Here is a 15,213-nt window from a genome sequence, read left to right as displayed (position 1 = left end):
TATTGGGACGTCCTGTAATGCCTGAAGGCATTCCCGCCGATAATGACTGCCGGCCGCTGGCTACCGACTGTCCACTATAGGTGTAGTGCCAAAATAAAAAAGCCGCATGGCCCGAACCATGCGGCTTCGAAAGCGGGACGACTTACTTTGATTCCGCGGGTGCCGATGCGACTGGCGCAGAGGCAGCAGCCGCATGTCCGCCTGCTTCGCCTTGCATGTCCACCTTGTCGCCACCCTGCATGATGAAGAACAACGCCGCCAGCGCGAACACCATAAACGCAGCAAAAATTTTCCACATGGTATGTCTCCTGAATTATTGATTTAAAGAAAACGCCGGCTTAACCGGCGTTTTCTTGATTCAAGGCTACCTGTGCATTCTTACGTCTGGCTTGCAGGTTGCATTTCGCTTATGCAGCCAGCAGTTGGCGCAAAACGAAGGGCAGGATGCCGCCATGCTTGTAGTAGTCGACCTCGATTGGCGTATCGATACGCAGCAGGACTTTCACTTCCTGCTTCTCGCCGTTGGCGCGGTTGATTACCAGCGTGACTTGCTGCTGCGGCTTGAGGTCGCCTTCGAGGCCTTGCAAGTCAAAGGTTTCATCGCCCGTAATACCGAGGGACTGGACGCTGTCGTCACCGAGGAATTGCAGCGGCAGCACGCCCATGCCGACCAGGTTGGAACGGTGGATGCGTTCGAAAGAACGCGCGATCACCGCCTTCACGCCGAGCAATTGCGTGCCTTTGGCAGCCCAGTCGCGCGACGATCCGGTGCCGTACTCTTCGCCGGCGAACACCATGGTTGGCACGCCTTCGTCGATGTACTTCATAGCGGCGTCGTAAATCGACATTTGCTCGCCGCTCGGCTGGTGTATCGTGAGGCCGCCTTCGACGCGTGAACCGTCTTCCTTGGGCGGGATCATCAAGTTCTTGATGCGCACGTTGGCAAAAGTGCCGCGCATCATGACTTCATGGTTGCCGCGCCGCGATCCATAGGAATTGAAGTCCGCCTTTGTCACGCCGTTTTCCAGCAGCCACTTGCCAGCCGGACTGGATTCCTTGATCGAGCCGGCAGGAGAAATGTGGTCGGTGGTGATCGAGTCGCCGAATACGCCTAGCGCACGTGCGCTGGAAATGCCGGTTGCGGCAGCTTTCGGTTCCATACCGAAATCGGAGAAGAACGGCGGTTCCGCAATGTAGGTCGATTTCGGCCAGTTGTACACTTCGCCCTTGGCCACGCCCTTAATCTGCTCCCACAGCTTGCCGGGTGCTTCCTTGACTTCCGCGTAGTTTTCCTTGAAAACGGACGCGTTCATCGCGAACTTCATCAGCTTGCCGATTTCCTGTGAGGTCGGCCAGATATCACCGAGGTAAATGTCCTTGCCGCCCTTGCCTTTGCCGACTGGCTCGGTCATCAAGTCCCTGGTGACGTTGCCGGCGATCGCATAAGCGACAACCAGCGGCGGCGACGCCAGGAAATTGGCGCGGATATTCGGGTGAATGCGTGCTTCAAAGTTGCGGTTACCAGACAGCACCGCAGCCGCGACGATATCGTTCTTGACGATGGCTTCGTTCAGTTCGGCGGTCAGATCGCCGGCATTGCCAATGCACGTGGTGCAGCCGTAAGCGGCCACCCCAAAGCCCAGCTTTTCGAGGTAGGGCAGCAGGCCGGCCGCTTCCAGGTACTTGGTGACCACGCGCGAGCCGGGCGCGAGCGACGTCTTGATGTGCGGATCGACCGTCAGGCCGGCTTCCACGGCCTTCTTGGCCAGCAGACCGGCGGCTAACAACACGCTCGGGTTCGAAGTGTTGGTGCAGGAGGTGATGGCAGCGATCAGTACATCGCCGTTTTTCACCTTGATGCCATCGGACGTCTCGTACACCGCTTCCAGATCTTCCGCTTTCTTGTTGAAGCCGTTTTGCGACACCGGCTTGGAGAACAATTCGCTGAAAGTCGACTTTACATGGCCGATTTCGATGCGGTCCTGCGGACGTTTCGGTCCTGCAAGCGACGGCGCTACCGTGCCGAGGTCGAGGGTAACGACGTTGGTATAGTCGATATCGCCTTCCTTCGGAATGCCGAACAGGCCTTGCGCCTTGAAGTAGTTTTCGAAAGCGTCGATTTCAGTCCGGCTGCGGCCGGTACCCTTGAAATACTCGATGGTGGCTTCGTCGACCGGGAAAAAGCCCATGGTTGCGCCGTATTCCGGCGCCATGTTGGCAATGGTCGCGCGATCGGTGGTGGAGAGCGAGGCCGTGCCTTCGCCAAAGAATTCGACAAACTTGCCGACTACCTTTTCCTTGCGCAACATTTCAGTGATGGTCAGCACCAGATCGGTCGCCGTCACGCCTTCGCGCAACTGGCCGGTCAGGTTTACGCCAACGACATCGGGTGTCAGGAAATACACCGGCTGGCCCAGCATGCCGGCTTCGGCCTCGATGCCGCCTACGCCCCAGCCGACGACGCCGATACCGTTGATCATGGTGGTGTGGGAATCGGTGCCGACAAGGGTGTCAGGGTAGTACACCCCATCCTTGTTATGCACGCCGCGCGCCAGGTATTCGAGGTTGACCTGGTGCACGATACCGAAGCCGGGAGGCACGACGCCGAACGTGTCGAATGCCTGCATGCCCCACTTCATGAACTGGTAACGCTCGTTGTTGCGCTGGAATTCCAGCTTCATGTTCAGGTCGAGCGCTTTCTTGTCGCGGAAGTAGTCGACCTGCACCGAGTGGTCGACGACGAGGTCCACCGGCACCAGCGGCTCGATGTTTTTGGGCTTCTTGCCCATCTTGCTTGCCACGCCGCGCATCGCCGCCAGATCGGCCAGGAGAGGGACGCCAGTGAAGTCCTGCAGCACCACGCGGGCTACCACGAACGGAATTTCATCGACGCGGGTCGCGTTGGGGCTCCAGTTCGCCAGTTGCCTGATATGTTCTTCGGTGACTTTCTGGCCATCGCAATTGCGCAGCACCGACTCCAGCACGATACGGATCGAGACCGGCAGGCGCGATAGATTTACGTCGAGTTTCTTTGCTAGTGCGGGAAGCGAATAGAACTGGCCCTTCTTGGAGCCCGAGAGATTGAATTCCTTGAGCGTGTTCAGAGTGTTGCGGGACATAGCCTCTCCTTTGTTATTGAAAACTGAACTGGTGACAAATGAATTTCAAACCGTACAAGCAAGACGCCCGGTACATGCCCGGGCGCCGTTCCATCTAGTTAGGCGGTATCAGCCTTTCGAATCCGCCTTCAGCGCCTGCTCGCTGCTCTTGCACTCATTTGCGAGCTGGTGTCCCTTCTTTGAGTCCAGCAATATCCCCTTTGCCGGAATACCGATCCAGACCAATCCCTTCTTTGCATTCTCGAAGCGGTTGGCGCCGGTTGTAGTTGTCACTCGCATCATGTGATGGAGGTGCTTGTTCCAGCGTAGCGCAATTTGCTGGTCATCGTTGGCGCTACGATAAATAGTCAGATTGTTGCCGAGTTCGCAGTGGAATTCGACCGGCTGTAGTCCAGCAACGTCCGGCTCCTTCTCATCCTCCTCGGCCGGTTTGACCGGCGCCTTTTTCGCATGTCCTTTCTTTGCGGCATGCGCGGCGGCGGATGGGGCGGTGTTCTGTGCCATGGCTGGCGTTGCTGCCAAAGCTGCGGCTGCTGCGCTGGCGATCAAAAGAACGAGTGCGTTTATGGTTTTCATGCAATTTCCTCTGGTGCGCGCCCGGTATTGTTCAATTCGTGTGGGCAACGCGGGTACTTCACAATAGGCTCCCTGCTGATTCCGGTATCGGCATGCCGTTTGCCTTCGCGCGCTGGAGTATCGTCCAGTAGTAGCGATAGCTGGCGCGGTCGTGCAGCCTGCCGTTATGCTGTATCGGTCCCCACTGCGCGGCTTGCGCCTCGGTCAGGATGCTCGCGGCTTCACTGACTTCGGAGCTGCGCGGTGAGAATGCCTTCAGTATAGGTTTGATCTGGTCGGGATGGATACTCCACATCCGCGTGTAGGCGAATTCAGCCGCTGCGCGCGCTGCGTCGTTCGCAACAGTTGCGGGTTCCTTGATATCCGTGGTGACATTATGCGATGGAACCTTGCCGTATGCATGACAGGCCGCCGAGATTTCAAGCTTGGCACGTACGACTAGCGGATGCGTGAATTGGCCCGGCGAGCGCATGGTGTTGCCCGGGACGGCGCCGTAATGAGCCGATACAAAATCCATGATGCCGAACGACAGGCATTCGACCTGCGGCAGTGCAGCAATGGCGAAAACATCGGCCAGCGCGCCGTGGGTCTCGATCAACACGTGCACGGGCAGGTTTTCCCGGCCAGCCTTCTTTGCGTGGCGATTGATGATGTCGATCGCGCGCGCGACCTCGTCGACGCTTTCCGCCTTTGGCACGGCCAAGTAGGCCAGGCGCTTGGCGGCTCCCTTGCAGATAATGGAAACGTCTTTTTCGAAGTGTGGATGCGTCAGGTCATGCACCCGCGCGCCGATACGGTTGAACTGGTTCGCGTCGCTGTTGATCAGTGCCGCCACCATCTCGGCGTGCGCCTTTTCATTGCCGGCGGAAGCGCCGTCTTCGCAGTCGAGGGTGATGTCGAATACTGGGCCAAGCTCTTGTTGCAAGGCGATCGACTTATGCATCAGCTTTTCGGAACCTGCATAGTGATCACAGGCCGGAATCGAAACCGGTTTGTGGGCGCCCTGGAATAAGACCTCGGAGGGATGCATGTGCAGCGACAATCAGGTGGGATAAGGAGGGCAGTGTAACAAGGGACGCGGCCCATCCACAAGCGGCCGCGTCCCTTGCTAGATTGGTATGCGTTAGCCTACCAGGTGCTTCACGCCGTCGCGCTCTTCCATCAGCTCTTTCAGCGTCAGGTTGATGCGCTCTTGCGAGAAGGCATCGATTTCCAAGCCCTTGATGATCTTGTACTCGCCGTTTTCGGTGGTCACCGGGAAGCCGAACACGGTGCCTTCGGGGATGCCGTAGGAGCCGTCGGACGGGATGCCCATGGTGGTCCACTTGCCGTTGGTGCCGAGCACCCAGTCACGCACGTGGTCGATTGCGGCATTGGCTGCGGACGCTGCCGAGGACAGGCCGCGCGCTTCGATGATCGCGGCGCCGCGCTTGCCCACGGTCGGCAGGTACACGTCCTTGGTCCATGCTTCGTCGTTCACCAGTGCCTTCGCCGGCTGGTCGTCGATGGTGGCGTGAGTGAAGTCAGCATACATGGTCGGGGAGTGGTTGCCCCACACGCACAGCTTTTCGATCGAGGTGATCGGCTTGCCAACTTTTTGTGCCAGTTGGGTCAGTGCGCGGTTGTGATCCAGGCGCAGCATCGCGGTGAAGTTCTTGGCCGGCAGGTTAGGGGCCGATTTCATGGCGATATAGGCATTGGTGTTAGCCGGATTGCCAACCACCAGCACCTTGACGTTGCGCGAAGCGACAGCGTCCAGCGCCTTGCCTTGCACCGTGAAGATCTGGGCGTTGGCTTCCAGCAGATCCTTGCGCTCCATGCCCGGGCCGCGCGGACGTGCGCCAACCAGCAGGGCCACATCTGCATCCTTGAACGCGGTCATCGGGTCGCTATGCGCAGTCATGCCGGCCAGGAGCGGGAATGCGCAATCGTCGATTTCCATCATCACGCCCTTGAGGGCTTTCTGGGCCTTCTCGTCCGGGATTTCGAGCAGTTGAAGGATAACCGGCTGGTCTTTGCCCAGCATGTCGCCGTTAGCGATGCGGAACAGCAGGGAGTAGCCGATTTGGCCGGCGGCGCCGGTGACGGCAACGCGCATAGGGGCTTTAGCCATGATGAATCTCCAAAGTGGGAATGAAAACGGTGACTGAAGTTTTGTGAAAAAATCCAGCGAGCCTGTAATAATACCGTTGAAAACCTACCAAGTCACAGCCGTGTCCTCGTCAAGACCGGCTTTTGTGCGTAGCAATAAATATCGCTTTTCACCCGGCTTGCAACAAGTAAATATTGCCGTCGAGTGTAGGACGACATAGCACCTCTGTCAACGGCTATCTTATATCTTATATAAGACATATTACTTAGCACTTTTTGCTAGACGGCAATGGGTGTTTTGTGGTGAAATCCTCGCCTATGAGCTCCATCCCGTCCAATCTGACAAGCAACGCTACTCCTGCCGCAGGTGCGGGTGCGTCTGCTTCCGGAGTCTCGCCAACCTTCAGTCCCCTTTACCAGCAAATCAAGGCACTCATCACGCAAAGCCTGCAATCCGGCGAATGGAAGCCGGGCGAGCTGATCCCGAGCGAGGTCGAGCTGGCCAATCGCTTTAAGGTCAGTCAGGGCACAGTGCGCAAGGCGATCGACGAGCTCGCTGCGGAAAATCTGGTGGTGCGCCGGCAGGGTAAGGGTACATTCGTTGCGACGCATCACGAAGAGCGTGCGCAATTTCGATTTCTGCGGTTGATGCCCGATGCCGGTGACCCGCACAATGCCGACAACAATATCCTGGAAGTCAAAAGACTGCGGGCGCCTGCAGAAGTTGCGCGCCTACTGGATATCAAGTCCGGCGATTCCGTTGTTTTCATCAAGCGTGTCCAGTCGTTTGACGGCGAGCCGATCATCGTCGAGGAGCTTTGGCTGCCCGGGGTGATGTTCAAGGGGCTGACCGCTGAGCGGCTGGTTGAATACAAGGGGCCGATGTACGGCTTGTTCGAGACTGAGTTCGGTACGCGCATGATTCGCGCGACAGAGAAAATCCGGGCAGTCAGTGCGGATGAGCCGACGGCCGAATTGTTGAAGATTGCTGTGCATACCCCTTTGTTGAGCGTGGAGCGCGTCTCCTTCACTTACGGCGATAAGCCGGTCGAAGTGCGGCGCGGACTGTATTTGACGGATCATCATCACTACCAAAACGAGTTGAGTTGATGGTTTGAGTAATTGTCGAGGCAATCAGGGATTTTACTGATTGACGAAAAGATATATTGCTCGAGGGAAGAATGCCTATTGGTGTGCTGCACAAAATAGGCGAAAATTACGGGATTATTAAGCACTGGGAGGTCTTGTATGTCCGAAGCCGTAAAGAAAAGTCGGCGGCAATTCAATGTAATGAGTTTTGCTCAAACAGTTCATTACCGGTTGCCGTTGGCGGGGATTGTCTCCATCCTGCACCGTATCAGCGGCATGCTGATATTCTTGTTGTTGCCCTTCATCTTGTACCTGTTGGACAAGAGCCTCACTTCCGAAATTTCATTCGAATACTTCAAGGGATACGTCGCCCAGCCGTTGGTTAAGCTTGCGATCCTGGCTTTGTCCTGGGCGTATCTGCATCATTTCTGTGCCGGCGTGCGTCACTTGTTCATGGATCTGCACATGGGGTTGGACAAGGACAGTGCGCGCAAGTCTTCCGTCGCCGTCTTCGCCGTCAGCCTGCCGCTGGCCGCACTGGTTGCATTGAAACTGTTCGGAGCATTCTAAACATGGCAAACAACAATATTGGACCGAAGCGCCTTGTCGTCGGTGCGCACTACGGCTTGAGGGACTGGCTCGCGCAGCGCGTGACCGCAATCGTCATGGCGCTGTACACCATCATCCTGCTGGTGTCTTTCCTGGCAGGCTCGAATTTCAGCTATGAGGGCTGGGCAGGCTTGTTCGCACGCCAGTGGTTCAAGATCGCCACCTTCGTTGCCTTCCTCGCGCTGTTCTATCACGCTTGGGTCGGCATGCGTGACGTCTGGATGGATTACGTCACCAAGTCCGTCGCACTGCGACTCGTATTCCAAGTTGCCACACTCCTGTGGCTGGTCGGTTGCGCTGGCTGGGCGGCGCAGATTATCTGGAGAGTGTAATCGTGGCAGCAATCAAACAATCTATTCCTGTTCGTCGTTTTGATGCAGTAATCGTCGGCGCTGGCGGTTCCGGCATGCGCGCATCACTGCAATTGGCCGAAGCCGGCCTGAACGTCGCCGTGTTGTCTAAGGTTTTTCCGACCCGTTCGCATACGGTGGCGGCGCAGGGCGGCATCGGTGCTTCGCTCGGCAACATGTCCGAGGACAACTGGTACTGGCACATGTTCGACACCGTCAAGGGTGGCGACTATCTGGGCGACCAGGATGCCATCGAATTCATGTGCCGCGAAGCTCCGAAGGTCGTGTATGAGCTTGAGCACTTCGGTATGCCGTTCGACCGCAATCCGGATGGCACGATTTACCAGCGTCCGTTCGGTGGTCATACCGCCAACTTCGGTGAAAAGCCGGTGCAACGCGCTTGCGCCGCCGCCGACCGTACCGGCCATGCACTGCTGCACACGCTGTATCAGCGTAACGTGCGTGCCAAGACCCACTTCTTCGTCGAGTGGATGGCAATCGACCTGATCCGCGACGCGGACGGGGACATCCTCGGTGTCGTTGCGCTGGAAATGGAAACTGGCGACGTAATGATTCTCGAAGCTAAGACCACGCTGTTCGCCACCGGCGGGGCAGGACGTATTTTCGCTGCCTCAACCAATGCCTTCATCAATACCGGTGACGGCATGGGCATGGCGGCACGTGCCGGCCTGCCGCTGCAGGACATGGAGTTCTGGCAGTTCCACCCGACCGGCGTGTCCGGCGCAGGCGTGCTGATTACCGAAGGTGTGCGTGGTGAGGGCGGCATCCTGATCAATGCCAATGGCGAGCGCTTCATGGAACGCTATGCGCCGACGCTGAAGGATCTGGCGCCGCGTGACTTCGTGTCGCGTTCGATGGACCAGGAAATCAAGGAAGGCCGCGGCTGTGGTCCGAACAAGGATCACGTTCTGCTGGATCTGCGCCATATCGGCGCCGACACCATCAAGAAGCGCCTGCCGTCGATTCTGGAAATCGGTCACAAGTTCGCCAACGTCGATGCGACCAAGGAGCCGATTCCTGTCGTGCCGACCATTCATTATCAGATGGGCGGCATCCCGACCAATATCAATGGTCAAGTTGTTGCGCCGAAGAATGGCAATCCGAAGGAAGTCGTCAACGGCATGTATGCAATCGGCGAATGCGCTTGCGTCTCCGTGCATGGCGCGAACCGTCTCGGCACCAACTCGCTGCTCGACCTGGTGGTATTCGGCCGTGCCGCGGGCAACCATATCGTTGCGCAAAACCTGAAGCAGAAGAATCACAAACCGTTGCCGGCGGATGCTGCCGAGCTCGCGCTGTCGCGCCTGGCTCGTCTAGAAACCAGCACTGGTTCCGAGCGCGTGCAGGACGTCGCCAATGCGATTCGCTCGACCATGCAGCAATACTGCGGCGTGTTCCGTACCGACGAACTGCTGGAAACCGGCTACAAGAAAATCATGGAGCTGGATGAGCGTCGCAAGCACGTGGCGTTCAAGGACAAGTCGAAGGTATTCAATACGGCACGTGTCGAAGCGCTGGAGCTTGACAACCTGATCGAAACCGCCAAGGCAACCATTACGTCTGCCGTTGCTCGCAAGGAATCGCGCGGCGCCCACGCGCATCGCGACTACGAGAAGCGCGACGACGTCAACTGGATGAAGCATACGCTGTGGTTCTCCGAAGGCAATCGCCTCGACTACAAGCCGGTCACCACCAAGCCGCTGACCGTGGAAACCTTCCAGCCTAAAGCACGTACTTTCTAAGGTAAGAACATGGCACGTACTCTCAAATTTCAAATTTACCGTTACGATCCGGACAAGGATGAAAAGCCGTACATGCAGGATCTGACGGTGACCCTGCAGGATACCGACAAGATGCTGCTGGACGCGCTGCAGCGCATCAAGGCCGATGTGGATGATTCGCTGGCGCTGCGCCGCTCCTGCCGTGAAGGCGTATGCGGCTCGGATGCGATGAATATCAATGGCAAGAACGGGCTGGCATGCACCACCAACCTGAACGAACTGACCGAGCCGATCGTGCTGCGCCCGCTGCCCGGCCTGCCAGTCATCCGCGATCTGATCGTGGACATGACCCAGTTCTTCAAGCAGTACCACTCGATCAAGCCATACCTGATCAATGACACGATTCCTCCGGAGAAAGAGCGTCTGCAGTCGCCGGAAGAGCGTGAAGAGCTCGATGGTCTGTATGAGTGTATCCTGTGCGCTTGCTGCTCGACGTCCTGCCCGTCATTCTGGTGGAACCCGGATAAATTCGTCGGCCCGGCTGGCCTGCTGCAAGCTTACCGCTTCATCGCGGACAGCCGTGATCAGGCGACCAACGAGCGTTTGGATAACCTGGAAGACCCATATCGTCTGTTCCGTTGCCACACGATCATGAACTGCGTCGATGTCTGCCCGAAGGGCTTGAACCCGACGCGCGCGATCGGCAAGATCAAGGAATTGATGGTGCGCCGTACGGTGTAAGTGCCGCGCAAGGGCGGAAGAGCATACTGCTTCCGCCTTATTTCCTTTGCCTTCCTCTGTATGAGGGCAAACGAAATAAAGCGAATGAGGATTTATGTCTATTACCCATCAAGCTGACCCGGTCAAGCGAGCTCGTCTGCGCTGGCGCGCGCGCCGCGGTCTGCTCGAAAACGATCTGATCGTGACGCGTTTTCTTGATGCGCACGAAGCCAGTCTGACCGATGAAGAGGTTGACGCATTTTCGCGGTTGATGGATCTGGCGGATAACGAATTGATGGACTTGCTTCTAGCGCGCAAGGAGCCGAGCGGCGATGTGGATTTGCCTCATATCCATGCGCTCCTCGTAAGAATACGCGCCGCCTGAAACAGGCATCATCATCGGTTTTTTGTTTTTCGTTTTTTTTTACCTATCGACTCACCCCTCCTCATTTGAAGGAAGAGCCATGACCAACTCTGATACCAAAGCAACTCTGTCGTTCTCCGACGGCTCCCCGTCGTTGGAACTTCCCATCTACAAAGGCTCGATCGGCCCGGACGTCATCGACATCCGCAAGCTGTACGGCGCGACCGGCAAGTTCACCTATGACCCGGGGTTCATGTCGACGGCAGCCTGCAACTCGTCGATCACTTACATCGACGGCGACAAGGGCGAGTTGCTGTATCGTGGCTATCCGATTGAGCAACTTGCAGTTAACTGCGACTTCCTCGAAACCTGCTACTTGCTGCTGAATGGCGAACTGCCGAACGCAGCGCAAAAGGAAAAATTTGTCAACACCGTGACCAATCACACGATGGTTCACGAGCAGATGCAATTTTTCTTCCGTGGTTTCCGCCGCGATGCACACCCGATGTCGGTTCTGGTTGGTACCGTCGGTGCATTGTCGTCCTTCTACCATGATTCGCTCGACATCAATGATCCGCATCACCGCGAAGTGTCGGCGATCCGCCTGATCGCCAAGCTGCCGACGCTGGTCGCAATGGCATACAAGTATTCGGTCGGTCAGCCGTTCGTGTATCCGCGCAACGACCTGTCGTACAGCGCCAACTTCATGCGCATGATGTTTGCAACTCCGTGCGCCGAATACAAGGTTAATGATGTGTTGGTGCGCGCGCTCGATCGCATCCTGATCCTGCACGCTGATCACGAGCAGAACGCATCGACCTCGACCGTGCGTCTGGCAGGTTCCTCCGGCGCCAATCCGTTTGCGTGTATCGCCGCCGGTATCGCTTGCCTGTGGGGCCCGGCGCACGGTGGCGCGAACGAAGCTGCACTGAACATGCTGGAAGACATCCAGAAGCAGGGTGGCGTCGAGCGCATCGGCGAGTTCATCGCCAAGGTCAAGGACAAGAACTCGAACGTCAAGCTGATGGGCTTCGGCCACCGCGTGTACAAGAACTACGACCCGCGCGCCAAGCTGATGCGCGAAACCTGCCATGAAGTTCTGAACGAACTGGGCCTGCATGACGATCCGCTGTTCAAGCTGGCGATGGCGCTGGAAAAGATCGCGCTGGAAGACGATTACTTCGTGCAGCGCAAGCTCTACCCGAACGTCGACTTCTACTCCGGTATCGTTCAGCGCGCACTCGGCATCCCGGTTTCGCTGTTCACCGGTATCTTCGCGATGGCGCGTACCGTCGGCTGGATCGCTCAGTGGAACGAGATGATCTCCGATCCGGAGCAGAAGATCGGCCGTCCGCGTCAGCTGTTCGTCGGCTCCCCGAAGCGCGATGTACTGCCGATGAGCAAGCGCGGCTAATCTCGAGGTGGTTGCAAAACATTGCCCTAAAAAAAGCGAGCCCAAGCGGCTCGCTTTTTTCTTGGTGCAAATAATTATGCTATGCTAGCGATTCCAAAAAATTGGTAACACCTCAGGTCACGTAGCCCTTCCCCCCACAACTTGATGTGCAATCCGCTAATCGGTCAGGCCGTGTCGCGGAAGGTTAAATTAACCCGCTAATCTCGCGAAACGCGAAGAAAGGTGAGCAAGATGATGCAGCAGTACTTCTCCAACTCTTATCTGTTTGGAGGTAACGCGCCGTACGTCGAAGAACTGTACGAGGCGTACCTCAACAATCCCGGCTCCGTACCCGATAACTGGCGCGCTTATTTCGACGCCATGCAGCATGTTCCCGCAGTCGATGGCTCCAACAAGCCGGACGTCGCGCATGCTCCGGTAATCGCCTCGTTCGCCGAACGCGCCAAGCAAGGCCCGATTCGCACCGTCACTGCGACGGCAGACGTTGAAATGGGCCGCAAGCGCGTGGCCGCAACACAATTGATCGCGGCGCACCGCTTCCTCGGTAACCGCTGGGCCAACCTCGATCCGCTGCAACGCCAGGAACGCCCGAATATCCCAGAGCTCGAGCCGAGCTTCTACGGTTTCACCGACGCCGACATGGATATCGTGTTCAATATCAGCAACACATATTTCGGTCCTGAAACCGCTTCGCTGCGTGACCTGCTCCAGTCACTGCGTGACACTTATTGCCGTTCGATCGGCGCCGAGTTCATGTACATGAGCGACCCGGCGCAGAAGCGCTGGATGCAGGAGCGCCTTGAGTCGGTACGTTCGACCCCGAACTTCTCGGCAGAGAAAAAGAAGCACATCCTTGACCGCTTGACGGCAGCGGAGGGTCTCGAGCGCTATCTGCACACCCGTTACGTAGGCCAGAAGCGTTTCTCGCTTGAGGGCGGCGAAAGCTTCATCGCCTCGCTTGACGAAACCATCCAGCGTGCCGGCGAAAAAGGCATTCAGGAAATCGTGATCGGTATGGCGCACCGCGGTCGTCTGAACGTGCTGGTGAACACGCTGGGCAAGATGCCGCAGGATCTGTTTGCCGAATTCGAAGGCCGTCACGCAGACGATCTGCCGGCAGGCGACGTGAAATATCACCAGGGCTTCTCGTCCGATATTTCCACCCCGGCTGGTCCGATTCACCTGTCGCTCGCATTCAACCCGTCGCACCTCGAGATCGTCAATCCGGTCGTCGAAGGCTCGGTCAAGGCGCGCATGGAACGCCGCGGCGACAAGGACGGCTCGCAAGTCATGCCGATCCTGGTGCACGGCGACGCTGCATTCGCTGGCCAAGGCGTGGTGATGGAAACCCTGAACCTTGCACAAACTCGTGGCTACGGCACCGGCGGCACGGTTCATATCGTGATCAACAACCAGATCGGCTTCACCACCTCCGATCCGCGCGACACGCGTTCGACGCTGTATTGCTCCGACGTGGTGAAGATGATCGAAGCGCCAGTTCTGCATGTGAACGGCGACGATCCGGAAGCCGTCGTACTGGCAACCCAGATCGCTCTTGATTTCCGCCTCGAGTTCAAGAAGGACGTGGTCGTTGATATCATCTGCTTCCGCAAACTCGGCCACAACGAGCAGGATACGCCGGCGCTGACGCAGCCGCTGATGTACAAGAAGATCGGCCAGCATCCGGGCACGCGCAAGCTGTACGCAGACAAGCTGGCCGCACAAGGCACGATTCCCGCCGATGCTGGCGACGCGATGGTCAAGGCCTACCGCGATGCGATGGATGCCGGCAAACATACCGTGGACCCGGTCATCTCCAACTTCAAGAGCAAGTACGCAGTTGACTGGATGCCGTTCCTCAACCGCAAGTGGACCGATGCGGCTGACACTGCGGTGCCAATGGCGGAATTGAAGCGTCTTGCATCGCGCATCACCAGCGTTCCGGAAAACTTCAAGCTGCATCCGCTAGTTGAGAAAGTCCTTGCCGACCGTGCTGCAATGGGACAGGGCGAATTGAACCTCGACTGGGGCATGGGCGAGCATCTGGCTTACGCGTCGTTGGTCGCTTCCGGTTATGCGGTTCGCCTCACCGGCCAGGACGCCGGCCGTGGCACCTTCGTGCATCGCCACGCAGTGCTGCATGACCAGAAGCGCGAGCGCTGGGATGCCGGTACCTACATTCCGCTGCAGAACGTGTCGGAAAACCAGGCGCCGTTCACCGTCATCGACTCGGTGCTGTCCGAAGAAGCCGTACTCGGTTTCGAATACGGTTATTCGACCGCCGAGCCGAACACGCTAACGATCTGGGAAGCGCAATTCGGCGACTTCGCCAACGGTGCGCAAGTCGTGATCGACCAGTTCATCAGCTCCGGTGAAGTGAAGTGGGGCCGCGCCTCCGGCTTGGTGATGATGCTGCCGCACGGCTATGAAGGTCAGGGTCCGGAGCACTCGTCCGCGCGTCTCGAGCGTTACCTGCAACTGTGCGCCGACAACAACATGCAAGTGGTGCAGCCGACAACCGCCGCGCAGATTTTCCACCTGCTGCGCCGCCAGATGATCCGCCTGTTCCGCAAGCCGCTGGTCATCGCGACGCCGAAGTCGCTGTTGCGTAACAAGGATGCCGGCTCGCCGCTGTCCGAACTTGCGAAGGGCTCGTTCCAGACAGTGATCGGCGAAGTGGACGACAAGATCGATCCGAAGAAGGTCAAGCGCGTGCTGGCTTGCTCCGGCAAGGTGTACTACGACCTGGTCAATGCACGCAAGGAGCGTGGCGCATCCGACGTCGCGATCATCCGCGTCGAGCAGCTGTATCCGTTCCCGCACAAGGCGTTCAATGCCGAACTGCGCAAGTTCCCGAACTTCACGGAACTGGTGTGGGCGCAGGACGAGCCGCAGAACCAGGGCCCGTGGTTCCAGATCCAGCACAACATCTTTGAAAACCTCGAAGATGGCCAGAAGCTCGCCTACGCAGGCCGTCCGGCCAGCGCATCGCCTGCTGTCGGTTACTACGACAAGCACTATGCGCAGCAGAAGGCATTGATCGACACCGCGTTTTCGAAGCTCAAGGGCTTCGTGCTGACTAAGTAAAGACCCGACGGCGCGCTAGAAGCTGGCGCGCCGAACGAACAACCCGAAACGG

Annotated in this window: 13 protein-coding genes; 8 read left to right on the top strand and 5 right to left on the bottom strand. The window is 57.8% G+C overall.

The features are described from left to right. Positions 1 to 142: 142 nt before the first annotated feature. The 5 genes from TSA66_RS27415 to TSA66_RS19165 all read right to left on the bottom strand — a co-directional run bounded on the left by TSA66_RS27415 (position 143) and on the right by TSA66_RS19165 (position 5,808). Entirely contained in the window at positions 143 to 298 is a 156-nt protein-coding gene (locus TSA66_RS27415; RefSeq protein ID WP_198358848.1) for a hypothetical protein, read from the bottom strand. A 109-nt stretch (positions 299 to 407) separates the two neighbouring features. After that, positions 408 to 3,119: an aconitate hydratase AcnA gene (gene acnA, locus TSA66_RS19180; protein ID WP_040041141.1), complete on the bottom strand. Its 2,712-nt coding sequence runs from the start codon at positions 3,117 to 3,119 to the stop codon at positions 408 to 410. 108 nt (positions 3,120 to 3,227) lie between these two features. Further along, positions 3,228 to 3,695, bottom strand: a complete 468-nt coding sequence (locus tag TSA66_RS19175; protein ID WP_040041140.1) for a hypothetical protein — start codon at positions 3,693 to 3,695, stop codon at positions 3,228 to 3,230. A 58-nt stretch (positions 3,696 to 3,753) separates the two neighbouring features. After that, positions 3,754 to 4,725 carry an HpcH/HpaI aldolase/citrate lyase family protein gene (locus TSA66_RS19170; RefSeq protein ID WP_040042769.1) on the bottom strand — a complete coding sequence of 324 codons (972 nt, stop codon included), beginning with the start codon at positions 4,723 to 4,725 and terminating at the stop codon, positions 3,754 to 3,756. 93 nt (positions 4,726 to 4,818) lie between these two features. Continuing rightward, positions 4,819 to 5,808 carry a malate dehydrogenase gene (locus TSA66_RS19165; protein WP_040041139.1) on the bottom strand — a complete coding sequence of 330 codons (990 nt, stop codon included), beginning with the start codon at positions 5,806 to 5,808 and terminating at the stop codon, positions 4,819 to 4,821. Positions 5,809 to 6,104: 296 nt separating this feature from the next. On the opposite strand from TSA66_RS19165, the gene TSA66_RS19160 reads away from it, so the two are divergent. From TSA66_RS19160 to TSA66_RS19125, 8 genes are all read left to right on the top strand, one after another. After that, complete coding sequence (locus tag TSA66_RS19160; RefSeq protein ID WP_040041138.1) at positions 6,105 to 6,896, top strand: GntR family transcriptional regulator; 792 nt, start codon at positions 6,105 to 6,107, stop codon at positions 6,894 to 6,896. Positions 6,897 to 7,034: 138 nt separating this feature from the next. Continuing rightward, entirely contained in the window at positions 7,035 to 7,445 is a 411-nt protein-coding gene (sdhC, locus tag TSA66_RS19155) for a succinate dehydrogenase, cytochrome b556 subunit (RefSeq protein WP_040041137.1), read from the top strand. Between the two features lie 2 nt (positions 7,446 to 7,447). Further along, entirely contained in the window at positions 7,448 to 7,816 is a 369-nt protein-coding gene (gene sdhD / locus TSA66_RS19150; protein ID WP_040041136.1) for a succinate dehydrogenase, hydrophobic membrane anchor protein, read from the top strand. A 2-nt stretch (positions 7,817 to 7,818) separates the two neighbouring features. Further along, positions 7,819 to 9,597, top strand: a complete 1,779-nt coding sequence (gene sdhA, locus TSA66_RS19145) for a succinate dehydrogenase flavoprotein subunit (RefSeq protein WP_040041135.1) — start codon at positions 7,819 to 7,821, stop codon at positions 9,595 to 9,597. Between the two features lie 9 nt (positions 9,598 to 9,606). Beyond that, positions 9,607 to 10,317, top strand: coding sequence for a succinate dehydrogenase iron-sulfur subunit (locus TSA66_RS19140; protein WP_040041134.1), 711 nt, complete (start codon positions 9,607 to 9,609; stop codon positions 10,315 to 10,317). 94 nt (positions 10,318 to 10,411) lie between these two features. Beyond that, positions 10,412 to 10,681 (top strand): FAD assembly factor SdhE, encoded by a 270-nt coding sequence (locus TSA66_RS19135; protein ID WP_040041133.1) that lies wholly within the window; start codon positions 10,412 to 10,414, stop codon positions 10,679 to 10,681. A gap of 79 nt (positions 10,682 to 10,760) precedes the next feature. Next, a complete protein-coding gene (gene gltA, locus TSA66_RS19130) occupies positions 10,761 to 12,074 on the top strand; it encodes a citrate synthase (RefSeq protein ID WP_040041132.1) in 1,314 nt (437 codons plus the stop codon). 231 nt (positions 12,075 to 12,305) lie between these two features. Continuing rightward, positions 12,306 to 15,161 (top strand): 2-oxoglutarate dehydrogenase E1 component, encoded by a 2,856-nt coding sequence (locus TSA66_RS19125; protein WP_040041131.1) that lies wholly within the window; start codon positions 12,306 to 12,308, stop codon positions 15,159 to 15,161. The last annotated feature ends 52 nt before the right edge of the window (positions 15,162 to 15,213 follow it).

Origin of the sequence: Noviherbaspirillum autotrophicum (assembly GCF_000818395.1) — a bacterium.
Taxonomy (GTDB): Bacteria; Pseudomonadota; Gammaproteobacteria; order Burkholderiales; family Burkholderiaceae_D; genus Noviherbaspirillum; species Noviherbaspirillum autotrophicum.
This window is presented reverse-complemented; position numbering and strand designations above follow the sequence as displayed.

Coding starts and splice junctions, on each gene's coding strand:
- sdhD (WP_040041136.1), top strand. CDS start 7,448: ATGGCAAACAACAATATTGGACCGAAGCGCCTTGTCGTCGGTGCGCAC.
- sdhC (WP_040041137.1), top strand. CDS start 7,035: ATGTCCGAAGCCGTAAAGAAAAGTCGGCGGCAATTCAATGTAATGAGT.
- TSA66_RS19125 (WP_040041131.1), top strand. CDS start 12,306: ATGATGCAGCAGTACTTCTCCAACTCTTATCTGTTTGGAGGTAACGCG.
- acnA (WP_040041141.1), bottom strand. CDS start 3,119: ATGTCCCGCAACACTCTGAACACGCTCAAGGAATTCAATCTCTCGGGC.
- TSA66_RS19165 (WP_040041139.1), bottom strand. CDS start 5,808: ATGGCTAAAGCCCCTATGCGCGTTGCCGTCACCGGCGCCGCCGGCCAA.
- TSA66_RS19160 (WP_040041138.1), top strand. CDS start 6,105: ATGAGCTCCATCCCGTCCAATCTGACAAGCAACGCTACTCCTGCCGCA.
- TSA66_RS19140 (WP_040041134.1), top strand. CDS start 9,607: ATGGCACGTACTCTCAAATTTCAAATTTACCGTTACGATCCGGACAAG.
- TSA66_RS19175 (WP_040041140.1), bottom strand. CDS start 3,695: ATGAAAACCATAAACGCACTCGTTCTTTTGATCGCCAGCGCAGCAGCC.
- gltA (WP_040041132.1), top strand. CDS start 10,761: ATGACCAACTCTGATACCAAAGCAACTCTGTCGTTCTCCGACGGCTCC.
- TSA66_RS19170 (WP_040042769.1), bottom strand. CDS start 4,725: ATGCATCCCTCCGAGGTCTTATTCCAGGGCGCCCACAAACCGGTTTCG.
- TSA66_RS27415 (WP_198358848.1), bottom strand. CDS start 298: ATGTGGAAAATTTTTGCTGCGTTTATGGTGTTCGCGCTGGCGGCGTTG.
- TSA66_RS19135 (WP_040041133.1), top strand. CDS start 10,412: ATGTCTATTACCCATCAAGCTGACCCGGTCAAGCGAGCTCGTCTGCGC.